Raw genomic sequence first — 21454 nt, 5'->3', positions numbered from 1 at the left:
GTCCTCCCATGACGACCCTCGCCAGCGGCACCACCCCGCCCTCCCGCAAAACGACCGCCCAGGCCCCGGACGCGCTCACCCGGGACGCGCTCACGGTTCTCCAGCCCGGCTTCACCGGAACCAGCGCCCCCGACTGGCTGCTGCGCCGCATCGGCGAAGGGCTCGCCTCCGTCGGCCTGTTCGGACGCAACATCACCTCGCCCGAGCAACTCGCGGCGCTCACCGCCCGACTGCGCGCGGAGCGCGAGGACATCCTGGTCGCCATCGACGAGGAGGGCGGAGACGTCACCCGGCTGGAGGCCCGCGCCGGCTCCTCCTTCCCCGGCAACCTCGCCCTCGGCGCCGTCGACGACACCGACCTGACCCGGGCCGTGGCCCGCGAGCTCGGGCGCAGGCTCGCCGAGTGCGGCGTCAACTTCAACTGGGCCCCCTCCGCCGACGTCAACTCCAACCCCGACAACCCCGTCATCGGCGTACGGTCCTTCGGCGCCGATCCCGCGCTCGTCGCCCGGCACACCGCCGCCTATGTGGAAGGGCTGCAGTCCGCCGGGGTCGTCGCCTGCACCAAGCACTTCCCCGGCCACGGCGACACGGACGTGGACTCCCACCTCGACCTCCCGCGCATCAGCGCCGGGCTGGACACCCTCCACTCCCGCGAACTCGCCCCCTTCCGGGCCGCCGTCGCCGCCGGCACCCGGGCCGTGATGAGCGCGCACATCCTGCTGCCCGCGCTGGACCCGGCCCGGCCCGCCACGCTCAGCCCCGCCGCCCTCACGGGCCTGCTGCGCGCACCGGCCGACCAGGGCGGCCTCGGCTTCGACGGACTCATCGTCACCGACGGCATGGAGATGCGGGCCATCTCGGGCACCTACGGCATCGCCCGCGGCAGTGTGCTCGCCATCGCCGCCGGCGCCGACGCCATCTGCGTCGGCGGGGGACTCGCCGACGAGGACATCGTGCTGCGGCTGCGCGACGCGCTGGTGACCGCCGTGCGCGACGGGGAACTCGCCGAGGAACGGCTGGCCGAGGCCGCCGCCCGGGTGCGGGCGCTGGCCACCTGGACCTCGGGGCCCGGCGCGGTGGAGGGGACCGCGCCGGCCCCCGAGATCGGTCTCACCGCCGCCCGCCGCGCCCTGACCATCAGTCGCCGAACCACCCATCAACCCCTGACCGCACCTCCTTTTGTCGCCGCCTTCACCCCGGTCGCGAACATCGCCGTGGGCGACGAGACGCCCTGGGGACTGGCCGCGGAGCTCGAACGGCTGCTGCCCGGCACCGCGACCGCCGACTACTCCGCCGCGACCATGGCCGAGCTCGGTACGCCCGCAATGATCGCAAATGTGCTCACAGCGGCGGCGGACCGTAGGATCGTCGCAGTGGTACGCGACGTCCACCGCCACCCCTGGATGGCCGACGCACTCGGCGCCCTGCTCGCCGCCCGGCCGGACACGGTCGTGGTCGAGATGGGAGTGCCCCAGGCGCCGCCCGCCGGAGCGCTGCACATCGCGACTCACGGCGCCGCCCGCGTCTGCGGACGGGCCGCCGCGGAGGTCGTCGCCGGCAAGGGGGCCGGCGGCTGACGGCCGCGGGAGCACCAACCGTTCGACCCACGCCAACTGGAGGCACCCAGCATGTCCGCCACGACTCCGACCCAGCACAGCGAGCAGCCGGGCCGGATCATGTCCGGCGAGATGGCCGAGCAGCCCGCGGTGCTGCGTCGCATCCTCGACGAGGGCGCGCCGAAGATCCGCGAGGTCGCCGAGCAGGTCGCGGCACGCAACCCCCGCTTCGTGCTGCTGACCGCGCGCGGCACCTCCGACAACGCCGCGCTGTACGCGAAGTACCTCCTCGAGGTGCGGCTGGGCAAGCCCTGCGGTCTGACCTCCATGTCCACCACCACGGCGTACGGCGCCCAGCCGGACCTCACCGATGTGCTGGTCATCACCGTCAGCCAGTCCGGCGGCTCCCCGGACCTGGTGGCCTCCACCAAGGCGGCCCGTGAGGCGGGCGCCATCACCCTCGCGGTGACCAACAACGCCGACTCCCCGCTGGCCGCGGTCTCGGAGTTCCACATCGACGTGCTGGCCGGTCCCGAGAAGGCCCTGCCGGCGACCAAGACCTACACCGCCGAGCTGCTGGCGCTCTACCTCTTCGTCGAGGGCCTGCGCGGTGGCGACGGCTCCGCCGCCAAGGCCCTGCCCGAGCTCGCCCAGCAGATCCTCGACCGCAAGGACGAGGTCAAGGCGCTGGCCGGCCGCTACCGCTTCGCCGAGCGCATGGTGCTCACCTCCCGCGGCTACGGCTACCCCACGGCCAAGGAGGCCGCGCTGAAGCTGATGGAGACCAGCTACATCCCCGCGCTCTCCTACTCCGGCGCCGACCTGCTCCACGGCCCGCTCGCCATGGTCGACAACATCTCGCCGGTGATCGCGATCGTCACTGACGGCAAGGGCGGCGAGGCACTCCAGCCTGTGCTCGACCGGCTCCGTGGCCGAGGCGCCGACCTGGTCGTGATCGGCAGCCAGTCCGAGGTGGCCAAGGCCTCGGCCGGTTTCGCCCTGCCCACCGAGGGTGTGGCCGAGGAGGTCCAGCCGATCCTGGAGATCCTCCCGCTGCAGATGCTGGCGTACGAGGTCACCATCGCCCGTGGCCAGGACCCGGACGCCCCCCGCGCCCTGGCGAAGGTCACCGAGACCCGCTGACCCGAACCGCTGCCGTCGGCCCTCGCTCCCCCGGTGGAGCGGGGGCCGACGCGCTTGCGGCATCAGCGCCTCGGAGCCCCGCGCCACGCCTCAGAGCGCGGCATCAGCGCCCCGGGGCCCGGTGCCACGCCTCAGAGCAGCGTGCCGCCCGTGGCGTCTATCCACTGCCCCGTGATCCAGCGGCTGTCGTCGGAGGCGAGGAACGCCGCGATGTCGGCGACGTCCCGCGGCTCACCCACCCGCCCGAAGGCCGACATCGCGGAGGCCTGCTCCCAGGCCTCCGCGCTGCCGCGCAGCCAGCCGGCGTTCATATCGGTGTCGATGACACCCGGCGCCACCGCGTTCACCGTGATCCCCCGGGGAGCGAGCTGCTTGGCCAGCGTCGCGGTGAAGACGTCGAGCGCGCCCTTGGTCATGGAGTAGGTGATCAGCTCCGGCATGGCCGCGCCATGGGTCAGCCCCGTGGACACATTGACGATCCGACCGCCGTCCCGCAGGCGCTCCAGGCCCAGTTTGGTGATGAAGAAAGGCGCCTTGGCGTTGATCGCGAAGATCCGGTCGAAGTCGTCCGCCGAGACGTTCTCGATCCGCTCCCGGACTCCGTCGATCCCGGCGTTGTTGACCAGGATGTCCAGGCCCGGAGCGGCCCCGAGGCGCGCGAGCCCCTCGTCGAACGCCGCCCACAGCGCCTCGGCGTCACCGGCCGGCCCCAGCTCCGCCCTGAGGGGGAAGGCCCGCCCACCGGCGGCCTCGATGGCCGACACCGTCTCCTTCGCCGCCGTCTCGTCCCGCCCGTAGTGCACGCCGACCAGGGCGCCGTCCCGGCCCAGCCGCTCGGCGATGCCCCGCCCGATTCCCCTGCTGCCGCCGGTGACCAGCGCCGTCTTACCCGTGAGCGTGCCCATGGCCGCGCCCCCCTCTTCTTCTGTAGGAGTCGTTACAGAAAGACCGTAGCAGCATTTCCTATCGCTCGCTACAGAAAATCTCGCCGCGGCTTAGGATGGGCGCATGGCGACGACGAGCAAGCGGGGGCGACCGCGTTCCTTCGATCGCGAGGCGGCGCTCAAGGCGGCCCTGATGGAGTTCTGGGACCGCGGCTACGAGGCGGTGTCCATCGCCGATCTCACCCGGGCCATGGAGATCAAGGCCCCGAGTCTCTACGCCGCCTTCGGTGACAAGAAGACGCTCTTCGAGGAGGCCGTCGAGGCGTACGTGCGGGACTTCGGCGGCTACGTCCAGGCGGCGCTCGAGGAGGAGCCGACCGCCCGCCGGGCGGTGGAGCGACTGCTGCGCGAGACGGCCGCGCAGCACACCCTCCCCGGGTACCCCCGCGGCTGCCTGGTGGCCAGCGCCGCGACCAACTGCACCCCACAGTCCGCGGATGTGGGGGAGGGCCTCGCGGAGCGCCGCAGGGCCAACGTCGACCGGATCGAGGCCCGCATCCGGGCGGATGTCGTGGCGGGGGAGTTGCCCGCCGACACCGACGCGCACGGTCTGGCCGTGTTCACGGCCGCGGTCATCGGCGGGATGTCCCAGCAGGCGCGGGACGGAGCGGACCGTACGACCCTGGAAGGTGTCGCGCGCACCGCGATGCGGGTCTGGCCGGAGCGGCGCCGGGGCTGACGGCCGGCGGGGCGGCCCGGACGCAAACGTACATCGGGCCGCGGCGCACGGGCAGGACCCTCAACCTGCCCGGCACCGCAGCCCGAATCGACGTCGGCCCGTCAGCGGTGCGGGGCGTGCGGGCCCCGCGGCGGATCGGGCCGACCAGGAGGCCGTGGCGCAGTCAGGGCGGAATGCGCGTCGGGCCTCGTCCGCCCTCCTGTGCGGGGAGGGCGGGGTCATGGGTGCGTCGCTCGGAGAGAGCGCCGGCGTAACGGATGAAGCGCGCGAGACGGAGTGCCTCGGTCGCGCTTCCGGCCGCTTCGCCCCTTCGCGCCGCGGCCTGAAGGCCGAGCCTAGAGGCTAGCGCCCGAAAGAGTGAAGCATCGACCATTGTGGACTAGACCATTCGTCACTGTCCATGGTTTTCCCGGCGAAAAACGACCGTTTTCCGAGGAGCGGTGACCGCTTCGCTCGGCGGAACCGGTCACACACTGTGAAGAAACGTGTCCGCGCGCCACCCGGGTAGGCTCGCCGGTGTGCCGTCCATGAACGATCTCGTACGCCAGCACACCGCCCTCGACGACGCCGACCTGGAGTGGTTGCACCTGCTGGTCTCGGAGTGGCAGTTGCTCTCCGACCTCTCCTTCGCCGACCTCGTGCTGTGGGTTCCGACCCTGGACGGCACCCGCTATGTCTCCGTGGCGCAGATGAGGCCGAACACCGGCCCCACCTCGTACCAGGACGACATGGTGGGCCACCTCGTGCCCCGGGGCCGCCGGCCCATGCTGGACGCCGCGCTCGACGAGGGGCGGATCGTCCGGGAGGGCGACCCCGAGTGGCGTGAGGAAGTGCCGGTGCGGGTGGAGTCCATTCCGGTCCGCCGGGAGGGCCGCGTCCTCGGCGTCATCGCCCGCAACACCAACCTGCTGACCGTACGGACCCCCAGCCGGCTCGAACTGACCTATCTGCAGAGCGCCTCCGACCTGGCGCAGATGATCGCCGCGGGCGCCTTTCCCTTCCCCGACCAGCAGGTCGACATGGACGCCTCGCCGCGCGTCGGCGACGGCCTCATCCGGCTGGACGCCGAGGGCGTGGTCCAGTACGCCAGCCCCAACGCCCTTTCCGCCTACCACCGGCTGGGGCTCGCCGCCGATCTCGTCGGCCACCACCTGGGCCAGGCCACCGCGGAGCTCGCCCCCTCGCGGGCCCCGGTGGACGAAGCGCTGGTCACCCTCGCGAGCGGCTGGGCGCCGCGGGAGACCGAGGTGGAGAACAACGACTGCGTCGTCCAGCTGCGGGCCATCCCGCTGAAGCCCAAGGGCACCCGCATCGGCTCCCTCGTCCTGCTGCGCGACGTCACCGAACTGCGCCGCCGTGAGCGCGAGCTGATCACCAAGGACGCCACCATTCGGGAGATCCACCACCGAGTGAAGAACAACCTCCAGACCGTCGCGGCCCTACTGCGCCTCCAGGCCCGCAGGATGGAGTCCGACCAGGGGCGCGAGGCTCTGGAGGAGGCCGTCCGCCGGGTCGGCTCGATCGCCATCGTGCACGAGACGCTCTCGCAGAATCTGGACGAGCGGGTCGAGTTCGACGAGATCGCCGATCGCGTGCTGGCCATGGTCGCGGAGATTTCGCCGGGACGCGTCGCGGGCCGCCGCTCGGGCCGCTTCGGCATCCTGGACGCGGAGGTCGCCACGCCCCTGTCGATGGTGCTCACCGAGATCCTGCAGAACGCACTGGAGCACGGGTTCGGGCCGGGGGAGACGGGCACGGTGGAGGTCACCGCGGTCCGCGGCGGCACCCGTACGGACGCCCGCCTGCTCGTGACCGTCCAGGACGACGGCCGCGGACTGCCCTCCGGCTTTGACCCTCAGGTCGCCGGAAACCTCGGCTTGCAGATCGTACGAACACTGGTGGAGGGGGAGTTGGGCGGAACCTTCGACATGGTGCCGGTGCCGGAGGGCGGCACTCGCGTTCTGCTCGACATCCCCGTGCGCGGCGAGAAGAACTGACCGCGAACAGCGCTGAGCCCTCGGGTCCGTACTGATGAAGTACGAACCCGAGGGCTCAGAAGCTTATGTCGCGATACGCATGTGGATACTGCGCGCTGCGGCTCGGGGGACGGGAGGTGCGTACGGGCCGTCAGCGATAACCGCTGCTGAGGCACACGCGCCGCCCTGGCACAGGGGTGTGTCAGGCGCTGGCGTTGCGCGCCCGGTTGCGAGCGGCGCGGCGCTTCATAGCGCGGCGCTCGTCCTCGCTGAGGCCACCCCACACGCCGGAGTCCTGGCCGGACTCCAGCGCCCACTGCAGGCACTGCTCCATGACGGGGCAGCGACGGCAGACGGCCTTGGCTTCCTCGATCTGCAGCAGCGCAGGACCGGTGTTGCCGATGGGGAAGAAGAGCTCGGGGTCTTCCTCGCGGCAAACGGCGCGGTGACGCCAGTCCATGGCTGCTCCATCTCCTTGTGTTGCGGTGGTTGCTTGTGAATGTGAACGCTTTCACGAATCCCCCCGCAAGGGAAGGGGCCGACGTCCAGTTGCCTGGTGCGGTCCCAGTGGGAAGAGGGGGAGGATTCGGGCTCTCAAGGGGGCCATGTGCGAGGCCGTCCCGATCGCCATGAAGAGACTCGCAAACCTCGGCGGCGGATACAACCCCTTCTGGAAAGTTTTTTTTGAATCCTTGGTGTCGCCTCCGTCACAGCCGTACTTCCAGGGGGTGGAGGCTGGCCTAAACGTTCGAGTGAAAGGACTTTCGTCCCTTCCGCTCACACAATCACACGCAGTGCACGGCGTACGCCTGTGAACGTCACGCTCGTACGGAGCCCTAGGTGGTCGCCGTCCATCTGAAAGGGCAGAGGCACCTGGGATTGCAAGGTGAAGTCCGTCAGATCGTGCAGCGACAGGGCGTGCTTTCCGCGCGGTCCGCGCTCCGGGGAGGAGGTGAGCAACTGGGCGATCGAACGGGTGGCGGCCGCCGTGGAGAGCCGGTGGAGCCCGAAGATGTCCAGGGCCGTGTCGAAGGACGCCTCGGGCGAGGCGTACACCGGGCGATTGCCCAGATAGGTCCAGGGGGCGGTGTTGCAGACTATCGACAGCACCAGCCCGTCGACCGGCTCCTCGCCGGGGCGCTCCAGGGTGATGGGGCCGTGCCGCCGGTGCTGCTCGCCGAAGAACTGCCGGACCACCTGGCGCACGTAGAGACCATGGGTCGAGCGCTTGCCGCGCTCGCGCTGTTGTTCGACCCGGCCCACGACGCCGGCGTCGAACCCGAGGCCGGCGCAGAAGGTGAACCAGCGGGCGGGTGCCGCCTCGTCGTCGGTGCCCGGAGTGCCCGACGCCAGCCCCAGCCCGACGGTCCGCTCGCTCCGGTCGCGCAGCGCGTCCAGCAGTGCCCCGGTCGCCTCCACGACCTCATTGGGCAGCCCCAGGGCACGGGCGAACACATTGGTGGAGCCGCCGGGCACCACGGCGAGCCGGGGGAGCGCCTCCGGGGCGGGGCCGTGGTGCAGCAGCCCGTTGACGACCTCGTTGACGGTGCCGTCGCCGCCGAGCGCCACGACGAGCTCGGTCTCGCCGCCCTCGGCGGCCTGCCGGGCGAGGTCCCGGGCGTGTCCCCGGTACTCCGTGGTCGCCACCTCCAGCTTGAGATCGCTGGCCAGGGCGTGGATCAGGACGTCCCGGGTGCGGGCACTCGTCGTCGTTGCCGCCGGATTGACCACGAGGAGTGCACGCATGCCCAGCAGACTACCTACCTGCCGGTACGGCGGCCCAGCCCGCGTCCCCTGATGTCCCGGCGGTGTCCCCGAGGGCGCGGGCTACCCTGCTGGGATGAGCAGTGAGCAGAAGCCGACCCCCGACCGTGCCCCCGCCGAACCGCGCCCGGCGCGGTTGACGGCCGCCGCGGCGCTCGCCGGCGTCGAGGGGCTGGCACTGGCCGCCCTCGGGGTCTATCTGCTGGTGATGGGGCTCCTCGGCGACCCCGACAGCCCCCGCCAGGCCGAGACCGGTGGCCTGACGCTGCTGGCCTTGGCCGCGCTGCCGCTCGTCGCGGCGCGCGGGCTGCTGCTGTGCCGGCGCTGGAGCCGCGGACCGGCACTGATCACTCAGCTGATGGCCGTCCCCGTGGTGTGGACGCTCGTGGACACCGGTGGCGCGCTGGTCGCCGCGGGCGTGGCGCTGGCCGTCGCCGCCGCGACCGTACTGGTCCTGCTGATCAACCCGACCGCCACCCGCGCCCTGGGCATCGGCGTCACCGACGCCTAGGGGCGCACGTCGGGCGTCACTATCGGTCCTCGAACCGTCGCTCCTCGGGCCGTCACTCGCTGGCCCGTCACGCCTCGGCCCGTCACTCCTCGACCAGGAGCTTGTCCCGCAGCTGGGCCAGCGTGCGGGCCAGCAGCCGTGAGACGTGCATCTGGGAGATGCCGACCTCCTGCGCGATCTGGGACTGGGTCATGTTGCCGAAGAACCGCAGCAGCAGGATCTTCTTCTCCCGCGGCGGCAGCTCCTCCAGCAGCGGCTTGAGCGACTCGCGGTACTCCACGCCCTCGAGGGCGTCGTCCTCGGCGCCCAGGGTGTCCGCGACCGCCGGCGACTCGTCGTCGGTGTCCGGCACGTCCAGGGAGAGGGTGCTGTAGGCGTTCGCGGACTCCAGCCCCTCCAGCACCTCCTCCTCGGAGATGCCCAGGTGCTCGGCCAGCTCATGGACGGTGGGCGAGCGGCCGTGCTGCTGGGAGAGCTCGGCCGTCGCGGTGGTCAGCGAGAGCCGCAGCTCCTGGAGCCGGCGCGGCACGCGCACCGCCCAGCCCTTGTCGCGGAAGTGGCGCTTGATCTCCCCGACGACCGTGGGCGTGGCGTAGGTGGAGAACTCCACCCCGCGCTCCGGGTCGAAGCGGTCGACGGACTTGATCAGCCCGATGGTGGCGACCTGCGTCAGGTCGTCCAGCGGCTCGCCCCGGTTGCGGAAGCGGCGGGCGAGGTGCTCCACCAGGGGCAGATGCATCCGCACCAGATGATTGCGCAGCTCCGCCCGTTCCGGGGAGCCGTCCGGCAGCTTGCGCAGCTGGATGAAGAGGGCACGGGCGCCGCTGCGGTCATGGGGGTCCGGAACGCCGGGGAGCTCCTGGGCCTCGGCGGACTCGGAAGACTCTCGCGGCTCACGCGCCCCCTGCGGGGCCCGCGAGTCCTGTGCGCCCTGCCGCTGCTGCTGGTCCATGTGGTCCGCCCGCTCCGCCTGCTGCTGCTCCGGGATGGCCGCACCGGGCATCACCCGCGCGCTGAGCCTCTCGTTCTGCACCGGCCTGCCCGTCCCGTCCGTCACGGCTGGCCGGGACCCGCGCCGCGCTTCTTGTGCAGACTGATGCTGACCGTACGGTCATCGGCCACCGTCGAATCGACCTCTCCGGCGAGCGCCGAGAGCACGGTCCAGGCGAAGGTGTCCCGCTCGGGGGCGCGGCCATCGGTGGTGGGGGCGGACACCGTGACCCGCAGCGCGTCCCCCACCAGCCGGAAGACGCAGCTGAGCACGCTCCCCGGCACGGCTTGCTGGAGCAGGATCGCGCACGCCTCGTCCACGGCGATGCGCAGATCCTCGATCTCGTCGAGGGTGAAGTCCAAACGGGCCGCGAGTCCGGCCGTGGCCGTACGCAACACCGACAGGTAGGCACCCGCGGCCGGCAGCCGGACTTCCACGAAGTCCTGGGTCCCGGGCTCGCCTGCGATCTGGGACACCCTCACCTCCAAGGTGACACAAACTGGTTGAGCTGTTCCCGATGCCGGTCCGGGGCCCCTGCGGAAGGGGGGCTTCGGGGCCGGCACGGCGCATGGTTCGGCAGCGACGCTATCGCGATCTGTGGGCCGGTGTCTTCTGGGACGAGCATGGCCGCCGTCGAGGGCGTCACTGGCGTCCGTGCATCACTCAGCGTTACATATTGTACGCCTATGGGTACGGACAGTGGCTAGAGGGCTGCGGGCCCAATTCGCGACGGCGGTGCTCGCGTTGACCGGCCGGCGCGGAGCTCAGTGATCCGTTCCGATGATCCGCTGGTCGACGAAGCACCAGCGCCAGCTCTCGCCGGGCTCGAAACTGCGCATCACCGGGTGCCCGGTGTCCTCGTGGTGCCGACTGGCGTGCCGCAGGGGCGAGGAGTCGCAGCACCCCACGTGTCCGCAGCTCAGGCAGAGTCGCAGATGGACGGGGTGGCTGCCGGCCGCCTGACATTCCGGGCAGGTGTCGGTCAGGGGTGCCGGCTCGGGGCGCGGCAACTCTGCGATATGCGGACAGTCGCTCATGATGGCCAGGGTAGATCGAGGGACGGACGGGATCGCGGCGACGGGGGACGACGGGTCATGAACGCACTGCCCTTGCTCATACTGGTCGCGGGAAGCGCGGCGGTCGCCGGCGCGGCCCGCCGCACCCCCGTGCCCCCGCCCCTGCTGCTGGTGGCCGCCGGACTCGCCGTCTCCTCCCTGCCCTGGGTGCCGGAGTACGCCCTCGATCCGGAGATCGTGCTCCCCCTGCTGCTGCCGCCCCTGCTGCACACGGCGGCCCTCGACAGCTCCTATCTGGGGCTGAGGGCCAATGTGCGGCCCGTGGCGCTGCTCTCCGTCGGCTATGTCCTGTTCGCCACGCTCGCCGTCGGATACGTGGCGTATCTGGTGGTGCCGGGCCTGCCGCTCACCGCCGCGCTGGTGCTGGGGGCCGTGGTCGCGCCGCCCGACGCGGTGGCGGCCACGGCCATCGCCCGCCGCATCGGGCTGCCCAGCAAAATCACGACGATTCTCCAGGGCGAGTCGCTCGTCAACGACGCGACCGCGATCACCGCGTACAAAGTGGCCCTGGCGGCCGCGGTCGGTGAGGGAGCGAGCTGGTCCGGGGGCCTGACGGAGTTCGCCCTGGCGGCCCTCGGTGGCGCCGGGGTCGGGCTGCTGCTCATGGTGCCGCTGCACTGGCTGCGCACCCGGCTGCGCGACTCCCTGCTCCAGAACACCCTCTCGCTGCTCATCCCCTTCGCGGCGTACGCGGCGGCGGAGCAGGTGCACGCCTCGGGAGTCCTGGCCGTGGTGGTCGTCGGTCTCTTCCTCGGCCACCGCTCCTGGCAGGTCGACTTCGCCACCCGGCTCCAGGAGGCCGCGGTGTTCACCATGGTCGCCTTCGTCCTGGAGTCGGTCGTCTTCGCGCTGATCGGGTTGCAGCTGCCGATCGTGCTGCGGGGCCTCGGGGAGTACGCGGCGTTGGAGGCGGTCTGGTACGCCGTCGCCGTTCTGCTCGCCGTGATCGTGTCCCGGTTCGTCTGGGTCTATCCGGCGACCTACCTCCCCGGCCGGTTGCTGTCCCGCCGCCGGACGGGCCGCGACGGGCAGGGCGGTGCCGGCGGCCCGGGCGGTGTCGGCGGCCCGGGCGGTGCCGGCGATCCGGGCGGTGTCGGTGAGAGGCTGCCCTGGACGCACCCCTTCGTGGTGTCCTGGGCCGGAATGCGCGGCGTGGTCTCGCTGGCGATCGCCTTCTCCATCCCCGAGACGGTCCACGGCGGCGGGCCGTTCCCGGCCCGCGAGCTGATCCTGTTCCTGACCTTCTGCGCCGTCCTGGGCACCCTGGTCCTCCAGGGGCTGACGCTGCCCCCGCTGATCCGGCTGCTCCGCCTGCCCGGCAGGGACCGCCAGACGGAGACCCTGCTGGAGGCCCAGGCGCAGAGCGAGGCGTCGAACGCGGCGCGGCGGCGGCTCGACGCGCTCCTCGCCGACCCGCGCAACGCCCTGCCGCGCCCCCTGGAGGACCGGCTGCGCACGGCGCTGGAGCGGCGGCGCAACGCCGTCTGGGAGCGCCTCGGAGCGGTCAACGAGGTCACCGGGGAGTCCGCGGACGACACGTATCGGCGGCTCGCCCGCGAGGTGATCGCGGCGGAGCGCCAGGTCTTCGTCGCCCTGCGCGATCAGCGGCGCATCGACGACGAGATGCTGCGGACGCTGTTGCGGAGGCTGGATCTCGAGGAGGCGGCGGCCTATCGGGAGGAGACGGCCTGATCGGCGGTGCCGGTCACCACGGCCGCGAGGGCCGTGCCCCGGGGGAAGGCGCCCTCGCTGGCGAGGGTCAGCAGGCCGTGCAGCATCTTGCCGACGTAGATCCGGTCCACGGACAGACCGTGCCGCTCGCCGAAGTCCGCGCAGAACGCGTCGAGTTCCTCGGGCACCTTGGCGTAGCCGCCGCAGTGGAAGCGGTCGTCGAGCCGCCATGTGCCCGTACGGCCGCCGAAGGCCTCTCGCTGGAGCCGCTCTATCTCCTTGTCGAGAAATCCGCCCTTGAGGACGGGGAAGCCCAGGGCGCGCTGCTCCGGCGCCAGACCGGCGGCCAGGCCGGCGAGCGTGCCGCCCGTGCCGCAGGCGACGGCGACCACGTCCGCCGCTCCCCGCAGCTCCCGGCCGAGCTCCGCGCAGCCCGCGGCCGCCGCCGCGTTGCTGCCGCCCTCCGGGATCACGAAGGCGTCGTCGAACCGCGCGCACAGCCGGGCCGTCACCTCGGGCTCGGCCTTGCGGCGGTAGGTGGCGCGGTCGATGAAGACCAGTCGCATGCCGTTGGCGACGCAGTGGGCCAGGGAGTCGTTGAGCGGGCGGTCGGCGAGCTCGGCTCCCCGGACGACGCCGACGGTGGCCAGGCCCAGCAGGCGCCCCGCCGCGGCGGTGGCGCGCAGGTGGTTGGAGTAGGCCCCGCCGAAGGTGAGCAGGGTGGAGCGGCCCTCGGCGAGGGCGGTGCGCAGATTCGGCGCGAGCTTGCGCCACTTGTTGCCGGGCAGCTCCGGATGGATCAGATCGTCCCGCTTGAGCAGCAGGCTCACTCCGTACTGCTCGAAGCGCTCGTCCTCGACCGGCTGGAGGGGCGACGGCAGTCGCGGCCGCAGCCGGCCGAGGTCGGGGGGTGGGGGGATCGATGGGTGCGCGCCGGTCACACGTCCATTGTCGCGCGGGACCGGGCGGCGATCACCCGGTGGTGATCATCCGGCGGTGCACCCGGATGTCACCAGTAGTGCTCATGACAACCGATCGCGGATGCGTGTCCGCATCGCGCTCATGGTGAAGCCGCGGGGGTCGATCTTCCCGGGCTGCCATTCGAGATGCCCGATCACGGACCGCTCGGTCCAGCCGTGGTGACGGCAGACCGCCGCCGACGCCTGCTCGATGGCTTCGAGCTGTGCGGCGGGCCAGGGGTCCTTGCCGTCTCCGAGGTTCTCGCACTCGAAACCGTAGAAATGGCGGTTTCCGTCGGTGTTGGTCTCATTGTCCGGCGGAAGCGGGAAGCTCTCGGCGATGACGGCGCGTAAGACGTCGTCGTCTCCCGCGCCGGCGTGGTTGGCTCTTCCGTAGCCGACGAGGTGAATCGTTCCGTCTTTGGCGATGACGCCATGGCAGAGCGGACCGGGCAGGCCCGCGTAACCGTCGCGGCAGATCCGTACGGTGGCCGCGGTGCCCTTGGTGACGGTGTGATGGATCATCACGCCGTGGACGGGGCCCCAGGGGCCGACGTGATTGCGGTTGTGATTGCGCCAGTCTCCGACCTCGACGACCTTGAGGCCTTCGCGCTTGAGCATCTCCAGAAATCGGTTCGCGGACATGGGTGGGGCCATGCCGCCTCCTTCGCAGAGCGCGGCGCCCGCCTGACGCGGGCTGCCTCTCATTCTGCTTGTACCCGACCGGAGACCCGCTGACCACACGCGGACCCATACTCATATGAGGTGTTCACGAGATGCTTCGGCGCTGTTCCGCGCTATTGGCCGGAGCCGGTTCCCGCCCTTCGGCGGCATTGCCCCGGCACACCCGTATCGCGGTAACGGGCGCGCCTATCCTCGGCCGTATCACGGCCCCTGTGGAGATATTCGTGCTTCCGGCCGTGAACCGCTGCCGCAATCGCGGCACGAATGCCGTGGCGTCCGGATTCCGTACGCCCAACGCCGGTGGAGCGGTCCCGGTCACGGGGCCCCGCCGAGGTGGGCATCCTCAGGAAACCCGTTTATCGAGCGTCATTCGCGGGAAATCCGGCGCGCGTGCGGTGGCGTGCCCGTCATGGCATCAGCCGCGTCTCCCGGGCCAGCCAGTCGAGTTGGGTCTGGAGGCCGGGCCGCCACACCTGCCAGCTGTGCCCGCCCGGCAGGGTCACGAACGAGACCCGCATGCCCGCCTTCCGGCACGCTTCGTGGACCGTGCGCTGTTCGGTGGCCGAGGAGCGGTCGTCGGCGCCGGCGACGAACACGCCCGCCGTGTCGGGGAACCGGGTGCGCGCCAGGACGTCCAGCGGGTTGACCCTCGCGTAGGCGGCGCCGTCGCCGCCGAACGCGGTGTCGATCGTCTTGGAGCGGCTGCCCAGGGTCGGCTCCGCCTGCCCCGCGATGTCGATGAAGCGCCCGTACACCTGGGGAGCGTTGACGGCGAGCTGGACCGAGCAGGTGCCGCCGAAGGAGTAGCCGGCCGTCGCCCAGCCGGTCCGGTCCGCGGCAACCTGGAGGTTGGCGCGAATCCAGTCCGGGACGTCCTCCGCCAGATACGTCTGCGCCTTGGCGATGCGGGAGTCCATGCACAGCGTGTTGGCGAAGGTGGAGCCGAGCGCGTCGGCGACCACCACGACCGGGGCCAGACCGCCGTGGGCGGCGGCGAAGGCGTCCATCATGCCCTTGAGCTGACCGGAGTTCACCCAGTCCTCCGGGGAGCCGGGCTGGCCGGTGGTGAGCACCAGTACGGGCAGAGCCGGGCGGGGGTCGGCCCGATAGGCGGGCGGAAGGTAGACATAGGCGTCACGAGCCGCGAAGCCCGACTTCGTACCCGGCACGGGCGTCTTGGACAGGGTCCCTTCCGTGGGCAGTCCTGCCGGAGGGTGCCAGATCTCCGCGAGGCGCTTCCCCTCGGGCACGCGCAGCAGGGGCTTGCGGCTGCCGATGGCCGCGGCGAGGTCGACCGTCTGGTCCGCCCACGGGCCGGGCATGGTGCGGAGCGTCGGGTACTGCGCGAAGTGGCGGTTGATCCCGGACAGCCCGAGGAGCACCACCAGCGCCGCGGCGACGGCGGCCGCGGCGCGCGACCGCCAGCGCAGCCGCGGCAGCCGGAAGGCCGCCAGGCAGACCCCGAGGATCGCCACTCCCAGCCAGACGACGACCTCCAGGGGGAGCTCGTCGGGGAAGGGCTGCCACCAGTCCTCCACGGTGACCTTCAGCAGCAGGGTGAGCACCCCCGCCAGCACCACCGCCACCGGCCCCCAGCGCAGCAGCCACGCCCGGTCCCGGGAGAAGCAGAGCGCCACCAGGGCACAGAACCCCACGACCTGCACGACCAGGGGGACCGCGCCGTGGATCAGCGACCAGTCCAAGGGGCCTGCGGCCAGCTGACGAGGACGCATGGCACGAGCCCATCAGCGTCCGCCGCCCGGCACATCCCGGCGGGAGCCGGACGGGTGAGCGCGGGCAGCGTGCCATGGGTACCCGCGCTCTCCGCCCGAGGCGTTCGAGCCCCCGGCCCCTCGCCGCACCGCGCGCCCAGTACTGTCGCCAGTTCCGGCGCCGTCAGTCCTGACCGAGCCAGAGGTCCGGGCCGAACACCTCGTAGTGCACATCGGCGGCGGGCACGCCACGAGCCAGCAACTGTGCCCGCACGGCTCGCATGAAGGGCAGGGGGCCGCAGAGGTAGGCCCGTACTCCGTCGGGCAGCTCGATGCCCGACAGGTCGACGAGCCCGGTGCGGTCGGCCGGCCACGTACCGTCCGGCCGCTCGTACCAGAAGTGCGCCGTGCCCCGCGCCAGCTTGGTGGTGAACACCTGGTGGTCCACGCGCAGAGCGTGCTCGGCGGGGGAGCGGTCGCCGTGGACGACGGTCACCGCCCCCTGATGCCCGATGTCGGCCAGGTGTTCGAGCATTGCCAGGATCGGCGTGCAGCCGATGCCGGCCGAGACGAGCAGTAGGGGGCTCTCGGGGTCGAGGCCGTCGAGGGTCAGATCGCCGTACGGGGGCGAGAGCTCGAGGCGGTCGCCCACGCGTGCCCGCGCGTGCAGGTGGTGGGACACCTCGCCGTCCGGCGCACCCCGGCCGTGCACCCGTTTCACGGTGATCGACCGTACGGGCGAGCCCGGGGCGCTCGACAGGCTGTACTGACGGATCTGCCGGGCGCCGTCGGGGAGGGTGACGCGTACGGAGACGTACTGGCCGGGGGCGAAACCCGGTGCGGGGCGTCCGTCGGCCGGGCGCAGCCGGAACGTGGCCACATCCGGCGTCTCCTCGATCCGTTCGGTGATCTCCCAGGGGCGCCAGCTGTCGCCGGCGAGCACGCCTCGCTCCGCGTAGAGCCGGGCCTCGATGGCGATGAGCGCGTTGGCCATCAGCCAGTAGACCTCGTCCCAGGCGGCCGCGACCTCGTCGGTCACCGCGGCGCCCAGGACCTCGGCGATGGCCGCGAACAGATGGGTGTGGACGATGCCGTACTGGTCCGGGGCGATGCCGAGGGAGGCGTGCTTGTGCGCGATGCGGGAGAGCATCGTGTCCGGGCGGGTCTCCGGCCGTTCGACGAGCGCGGTGGCGAAGGCGGCGATCGACCCGGCGAGGGCCTGGCGCTGGCTGCCCGACGCCTGGTTGCCGCGGTTGAACAGATCGCGCAGAAGATCGGGATGGGCGGCGAAGAGCCGGTCGTAGAACCGTTCGGTGATGGTGTCGATGGCGGCGCCGACGGCCGGGAGGGTGGCGCGCACGGTCGCGACGGACTCCGGGGACAGCATGGCGGCTCCTTTAATGAGTATGTCAGATGCGTATTTCGGCGGGCCTGGATCTGTGGTTCGGTGGGATGTTCCGGTCGGCTGCTCCGGTCGCCGCTGCGACCGTCGTTCCGGTCCCCGCTCCGCTCCCCGTGCCGGTCGCTGCTCCGCCGCGGATGGGGCGCGGCGGGGAGGGCGGGCAGGCCGCGGGCGGGCCGGGCTCAGCCCGGTGGCGCGGAGGAGTGTCCGGTGAGGCTGAGCAGCAGCGGCCGCGTGGGCGACTCCACCAGTTCCTCGACAGTGAGGGGGTCCAGCGTCGCGAAGAACGCCTCCTGGGCCCCGCGGAGGGCGCCCCGCAGACGGCAGGCCGAGCGCAGCGGGCAGGGTGTGGCGCCTTCGCACTCCACGACGTCCCCCACCCCCTCCAGTTCACGAACGAGCCGCCCCACGGAAGCCGTGCGGCCGGCCGCCGTGAGCGTCAGTCCACCGCCCCGTCCCCGCCGGGCCTCGACCAGCCCGAGGTGCTGCAGCCGGGAGACGACCTTGGCGGTGTGGGTGTACGGCACCCGCATCACCCCGGCGACCTCCCGGGTCGTGGGCAGGTCGCTGTCGCCGACCGCCAGGCGCATCATCACGCGCAGCGCCAGGTCGGTGAACTTCGTCAGCCGCATGGGCCCCACTCTAGGAAAGTTGCATGGCCCATGCGTATTAGGGGGCCGGAAGTGTGTCACTCGAGCCCGGCTGGGGAGGCCCTCGACCTTCTCCGCGAGCCCCTGGCCTTCTCCGCGAGGGCGTGATCTATTCCCACCCATTTGTGTAGTGGCCCGCCGAAGCGCGTTGCTGCCACGATGAATTGCGGGACAGCGCATGCCGCGCGAAGCAGAGCAGGGGGGGGCGGGGTATGGACACGTTTACGCAGCACCGGGAGGGGCGGGAGGCCGCGGATCTTCTGGAGCGGTCACGGACGGCGGTGGACCCGGTGCTGAGAGGCGCGGTGCGGTCGCTGCCGGAATCGATGCGGCGCATCGCCGCGTATCACTTCGGCTGGCAGGACGCGGACGGTTTACCCACGTCGGGCCATGCGGGCAAGGCGATTCGGCCGGCGCTGGTGCTGGCGGCGGCGCGGGCGGTCAGTGGGCGGACGGACAGCGCGGAGCAGGCCGTGCGGCCCGCCGCGGCGGTCGAACTGGTGCACAACTTCACTCTGTTGCACGACGACGTCATCGACCACGACCGGACCCGTCGGCACCGGCCCACGGCCTGGACCGTGTTCGGGGTGGCCAACGCGATACTCGCGGGGGACGCGCTGCACGCCCTGGCGGTGCGGATACTGGCCCAGGACGCTCACCCGGCGGCCACGGAGGCGGCCGGTCGGCTCTCCGCCTGTGTGCTGGAGCTGTGCGACGGCCAGTACGCGGACTGTGCCTTCGAGCATCGGCCCGAGGTCACGCTGGAGGAGTGCCTGTCCATGGCGGAGGCCAAGACGGGGGCGCTCCTCGGGTGCGCCTGCGCGCTCGGCGCGCTGTACGCCGGGGCCGAGCCGGCGGCGGTGAAGGCCATGGACGCCTTCGGCAGGGCCGCGGGGCTCGCGTTCCAGCTGATCGACGATCTGATCGGGATCTGGGGGGACCCCGCCACCACGGGGAAGCCGGCCGGGGCGGATCTCGTGGCGCGCAAGAAGTCCCTGCCGGTGGTGGCCGCGCTGACGTCCGACAGCCCCGCCGCGGCGGAGCTGGCCGCCCTCTATGCCGCCGAGGGGCCCTTGGACGACATCGCGCTGCGCCGGGCCGCCGAGGCCGTGGAGGCGGCGGGCGGGCGGGACTGGGCCCAGAGCGAGGCGTGTGTGCGGATGGCGGCGGCCATCGACCATCTGGCGCGGGCCGTTCCGGACCTCGGAGAGGCGGGTGATCTGTTGTCCCTGGCCGAGTTCGTCACACGGCGCAGCCGCTGAGCTGAGCCCTAGGGGCAGCGGATGACCTGGCCGGCGTACGAGAGGTTGCCGCCGAAGCCGAAGAGGAGGACGGGTGAGCCGGGCGAAATCTCACCGCGCTCCACCAGCTTGGCGAGGGCGAGCGGGATGCTGGCGGCCGAGGTGTTGCCGGAGTCGACGACATCCCGGGCGACGACCGCGTTCACCGCGCCGATCTTCTGGGCGAGCGGTTCGATGATCCGCAGATTGGCCTGGTGGAGGACGACGGCGGCCAGCTCCTCCGGCCGCACCCCGGCGCGCTCGCACACCGTGCGGGCGATCGGCGGCAGGGCGGTGGTGGCCCATCGGTAGACGGACTGGCCCTCCTGGGCGAATCGGGCGGGGGCGCCCTCGATCCGCACGGCGTGCCCCATCTCCGGCACCGACCCCCAGACCACCGGCCCGATCCGGGGCTCCTCGGCGGCGACGACCACGGCCGCCCCGGCACCGTCGCCGACCAGCACACAGGTCGTGCGGTCGGTCCAGTCGGTGACGTCGGAGAACTTCTCGACGCCGATGACCAGGGCCTTGGTGGCGGAGCCGGCCCGGATGGCGTGGTCGGCGGTGGCGAGCGCGTGGGTGAAGCCCGCGCAGACCACATTGATGTCCATGACGGCGGGGGAGGACAGGCCCAGCTGGGCGGCGACGCGGGCCGCCGTGTTGGGGCTGCGATCCACGGCGGTGCAGGTGGCCACGAGCACGAGATCGATCTCGTCCGCGGAGAGACCGCTGCCGGCCAGGGCCTTGGCGGCCGCGGCGGCCGCCATCCGGTCGACGGTCTCGTCGGGCGCGGCGATGTGCCGGGTCCGGATGCCGACGCGGCTGCTGATCCACTCGTCACTGGTGTCGACCATCGCCGCCAGGTCGTCATTGGTGAGGACCGTGGCGGGCTGATAGTGGCCGAGAGCCAGTACACGCGAGCCGGGGTTCATGGGCAGCTCCTGGTGTCGGGATCGTGACCGTCGAGGTCGTGAGGGGCGAAGCGAAGGGAGGCGAAGCAGAGGAGGCGGAGGTGGGGGCGAAGCGGAGGATGACGTGAGGCGAGGGGCGAAAGAAGAGGCGAGGGGAGTGACGAGGGGGGAAGCGCCGGTGGGCTGAAACGCCCGCCACCTGGCCGAACACCATCGATCCGCTGTGTCCGGCGGATTCCGATGAGTGCTATGGACAGATCTACCAGTTTTGGGGTTCGCGCCCCTGGACGTGATGCGGGGTGGGCCAATCTTCGGCGCCAGGATCTGGCGGGACCCCACTGTCACCGCGCCTGGCCAAGGCGGTGGCGGCGGCTTACCGTGGAGGCATGGCCAGGGAAGGTGAACGGCACGGTACGTCGGCCGCCGACCAGTGCCCGGTCTGCGGGCAGCCCGTGAGGCCGGTCGTGGTCAGCCGCCGCAAGGTTCTGGGAGCGTTTGTTCCCGTCTGGGGCCCGGGGACGTGCGCGAACCCGGAATGCCCCCGTAATGCCGCGACGGAAGCGGCGAAGAACGCCATGACCGCCACGGGTGGGGCCAACCAGGGGCCGGCCTGATCCGCTCGGGGTTCCGTCCGACCGGAGCGACGTTCGCGGTGGTCATCGCGCAGCGGTCCTCGCGAGGGGCTGCCGCCTGCTCTCGCATGGGGTGGCGGCGAGAGAGGGCACGCGCGGGTACGGAGCCGCTCGCTGAACACACAGCGTGACGATGGGCAGGCCACTGGGCGCCCGCACGTATACACGAAGTGTATAGTTGGTGCATGTCTATCGGGCACACACTGCTGGGGTTGCTGGAGTCCGGGCCCCGTCACGGCTATGACCTCAAGCGCGCCTTCGACGAGCGATTCGGGCAGGACCGCCCGCTCCACTACGGGCAGGTCTACTCGACGATGTCCCGGCTGCTCAAGAACGGCCTGGTTCAGGTCGACGGCATCGAGGCCGGGGGTGGCCCGGAGCGCAAGCGCTATGCGATCACCGAGGCGGGCATCACCGATGTGGCCGGCTGGCTGGCGACCCCGGAGAAGCCCGAGCCGTATCTGCAGAACACCCTCTACACCAAGGTGGTCCTCGCGCTGCTCACCGGCCGCAGCGCCGCCGAGCTGCTGGACACCCAGCGCTCGGAGCATCTGCGGCTGATGCGGGAGCTGACCCGTCGCAAGGCCACCGGTGACCTCGCCGACCAGCTGATCTGCGACCACGCGCTGTTCCACCTGGAAGCGGACCTGCGCTGGCTGGAGCTGACCGCCGCCCGCCTGGAGCAGCTGGCCATGGAGGTGTGCGGATGACTGCGGACGGTGCCTCGCTCACCGCCGTGGACCGCCGCACTGGGCGCGAGGTCGTCGGCGGCGCGTAACCCGGCCCGATCGGTCGAGCCGGGCTTCACCCCGGCCCCGGCTCAGTCGCCGCCTCCTCCGCCGCCGCCACCGCGAACAGATGGGCCATGACGGCGTCCAGCGGGTCGGAGTTCTCATGGCGTACGCGTGCG

General features: G+C 71.8%; 20 protein-coding genes. 8 read left to right on the top strand and 12 right to left on the bottom strand.

Annotated elements, in window-relative coordinates:
- The first annotated feature begins 8 nt into the window (after window positions 1-8).
- Together ACSNOD_RS00100 and ACSNOD_RS00095 are read left to right on the top strand one after the other, a co-directional pair.
- Complete coding sequence (locus ACSNOD_RS00100) at window positions 9-1580, top strand: glycoside hydrolase family 3 protein (protein ID WP_436764582.1); 1572 nt, start codon at window positions 9-11, stop codon at window positions 1578-1580.
- A gap of 51 nt (window positions 1581-1631) precedes the next feature.
- Window positions 1632-2702, top strand: coding sequence for an SIS domain-containing protein (locus ACSNOD_RS00095; protein ID WP_436764581.1), 1071 nt, complete (start codon window positions 1632-1634; stop codon window positions 2700-2702).
- Window positions 2703-2833: 131 nt separating this feature from the next.
- Here the strand turns inward: ACSNOD_RS00095 and ACSNOD_RS00090 are convergent, their stop codons facing one another.
- A complete protein-coding gene (locus tag ACSNOD_RS00090) occupies window positions 2834-3607 on the bottom strand; it encodes an SDR family oxidoreductase (protein WP_436764580.1) in 774 nt (257 codons plus the stop codon).
- Between the two features lie 103 nt (window positions 3608-3710).
- Between ACSNOD_RS00090 and ACSNOD_RS00085 the strand changes: the two genes are divergently transcribed.
- Window positions 3711-4325, top strand: a complete 615-nt coding sequence (locus ACSNOD_RS00085; RefSeq protein WP_436764579.1) for a TetR/AcrR family transcriptional regulator — start codon at window positions 3711-3713, stop codon at window positions 4323-4325.
- A 527-nt stretch (window positions 4326-4852) separates the two neighbouring features.
- Window positions 4853-6322, top strand: a complete 1470-nt coding sequence (locus tag ACSNOD_RS00080; RefSeq protein ID WP_436764642.1) for a sensor histidine kinase — start codon at window positions 4853-4855, stop codon at window positions 6320-6322.
- Between the two features lie 181 nt (window positions 6323-6503).
- Here the strand turns inward: ACSNOD_RS00080 and ACSNOD_RS00075 are convergent, their stop codons facing one another.
- Window positions 6504-6761 (bottom strand): WhiB family transcriptional regulator, encoded by a 258-nt coding sequence (locus tag ACSNOD_RS00075; RefSeq protein ID WP_003983230.1) that lies wholly within the window; start codon window positions 6759-6761, stop codon window positions 6504-6506.
- A 317-nt stretch (window positions 6762-7078) separates the two neighbouring features.
- Window positions 7079-8047 (bottom strand): diacylglycerol/lipid kinase family protein, encoded by a 969-nt coding sequence (locus ACSNOD_RS00070; protein ID WP_436764578.1) that lies wholly within the window; start codon window positions 8045-8047, stop codon window positions 7079-7081.
- Window positions 8048-8141: 94 nt separating this feature from the next.
- Here ACSNOD_RS00070 and ACSNOD_RS00065 point away from each other — a divergent pair, with 94 nt between their 5' ends.
- On the top strand, window positions 8142-8576 hold the full coding sequence (locus ACSNOD_RS00065) for a hypothetical protein (protein WP_436764577.1): 435 nt from the start codon (window positions 8142-8144) through the stop codon (window positions 8574-8576).
- An 82-nt stretch (window positions 8577-8658) separates the two neighbouring features.
- Here the strand turns inward: ACSNOD_RS00065 and ACSNOD_RS00060 are convergent, their stop codons facing one another.
- The 3 genes from ACSNOD_RS00060 to ACSNOD_RS00050 all read right to left on the bottom strand — a co-directional run bounded on the left by ACSNOD_RS00060 (window position 8659) and on the right by ACSNOD_RS00050 (window position 10604).
- Window positions 8659-9633 (bottom strand): RNA polymerase sigma factor SigF, encoded by a 975-nt coding sequence (locus ACSNOD_RS00060; protein ID WP_436764576.1) that lies wholly within the window; start codon window positions 9631-9633, stop codon window positions 8659-8661.
- Complete coding sequence (locus ACSNOD_RS00055; protein WP_116213824.1) at window positions 9630-10043, bottom strand: anti-sigma regulatory factor; 414 nt, start codon at window positions 10041-10043, stop codon at window positions 9630-9632. Before ACSNOD_RS00055 ends, ACSNOD_RS00060 begins: the two co-directional genes overlap by 4 nt.
- A 288-nt stretch (window positions 10044-10331) precedes the next feature.
- Complete coding sequence (locus tag ACSNOD_RS00050; RefSeq protein WP_436764575.1) at window positions 10332-10604, bottom strand: UBP-type zinc finger domain-containing protein; 273 nt, start codon at window positions 10602-10604, stop codon at window positions 10332-10334.
- 57 nt (window positions 10605-10661) lie between these two features.
- Between ACSNOD_RS00050 and ACSNOD_RS00045 the strand changes: the two genes are divergently transcribed.
- The gene (locus ACSNOD_RS00045) at window positions 10662-12335 is read left to right on the top strand and encodes a cation:proton antiporter (protein ID WP_436764574.1); all 1674 of its coding nucleotides are present in this window, start codon (window positions 10662-10664) and stop codon (window positions 12333-12335) included.
- On the opposite strand, the gene ACSNOD_RS00040 is transcribed toward ACSNOD_RS00045, so the two are convergent.
- From ACSNOD_RS00040 to ACSNOD_RS00020, 5 genes are all read right to left on the bottom strand, one after another.
- Window positions 12314-13255 (bottom strand): 1-aminocyclopropane-1-carboxylate deaminase/D-cysteine desulfhydrase, encoded by a 942-nt coding sequence (locus ACSNOD_RS00040; protein ID WP_436764573.1) that lies wholly within the window; start codon window positions 13253-13255, stop codon window positions 12314-12316. The two genes, ACSNOD_RS00045 and ACSNOD_RS00040, sit on opposite strands and share 22 nt — an antisense overlap.
- An 81-nt stretch (window positions 13256-13336) precedes the next feature.
- A complete protein-coding gene (locus ACSNOD_RS00035) occupies window positions 13337-13930 on the bottom strand; it encodes an N-acetylmuramoyl-L-alanine amidase (RefSeq protein ID WP_436764572.1) in 594 nt (197 codons plus the stop codon).
- A gap of 434 nt (window positions 13931-14364) precedes the next feature.
- Window positions 14365-15690 (bottom strand): alpha/beta hydrolase, encoded by a 1326-nt coding sequence (locus tag ACSNOD_RS00030; protein WP_436764571.1) that lies wholly within the window; start codon window positions 15688-15690, stop codon window positions 14365-14367.
- Between the two features lie 163 nt (window positions 15691-15853).
- A complete protein-coding gene (locus ACSNOD_RS00025; RefSeq protein WP_436764570.1) occupies window positions 15854-17056 on the bottom strand; it encodes a globin domain-containing protein in 1203 nt (400 codons plus the stop codon).
- Between the two features lie 197 nt (window positions 17057-17253).
- Complete coding sequence (locus ACSNOD_RS00020) at window positions 17254-17703, bottom strand: RrF2 family transcriptional regulator (protein ID WP_436764569.1); 450 nt, start codon at window positions 17701-17703, stop codon at window positions 17254-17256.
- Between the two features lie 230 nt (window positions 17704-17933).
- Here ACSNOD_RS00020 and ACSNOD_RS00015 point away from each other — a divergent pair, with 230 nt between their 5' ends.
- On the top strand, window positions 17934-18983 hold the full coding sequence (locus tag ACSNOD_RS00015; RefSeq protein WP_436764568.1) for a family 2 encapsulin nanocompartment cargo protein polyprenyl transferase: 1050 nt from the start codon (window positions 17934-17936) through the stop codon (window positions 18981-18983).
- An 8-nt stretch (window positions 18984-18991) separates the two neighbouring features.
- Here ACSNOD_RS00015 and ACSNOD_RS00010 read toward each other — a convergent pair whose 3' ends face one another.
- On the bottom strand, window positions 18992-19933 hold the full coding sequence (locus ACSNOD_RS00010; RefSeq protein WP_436764567.1) for a beta-ketoacyl-ACP synthase III: 942 nt from the start codon (window positions 19931-19933) through the stop codon (window positions 18992-18994).
- Between the two features lie 796 nt (window positions 19934-20729).
- On the opposite strand from ACSNOD_RS00010, the gene ACSNOD_RS00005 reads away from it, so the two are divergent.
- Window positions 20730-21254 (top strand): PadR family transcriptional regulator, encoded by a 525-nt coding sequence (locus tag ACSNOD_RS00005; RefSeq protein ID WP_436764566.1) that lies wholly within the window; start codon window positions 20730-20732, stop codon window positions 21252-21254.
- Window positions 21255-21454 lie beyond the last annotated feature (200 nt).

This window comes from Streptomyces sp. URMC 123 (assembly GCF_051386515.1).
GTDB lineage: Bacteria > Actinomycetota > Actinomycetes > Streptomycetales > Streptomycetaceae > Streptomyces.
Note: the sequence above shows the minus strand (reverse complement) of the source record. Positions and strands in the feature narration are given on the sequence as shown.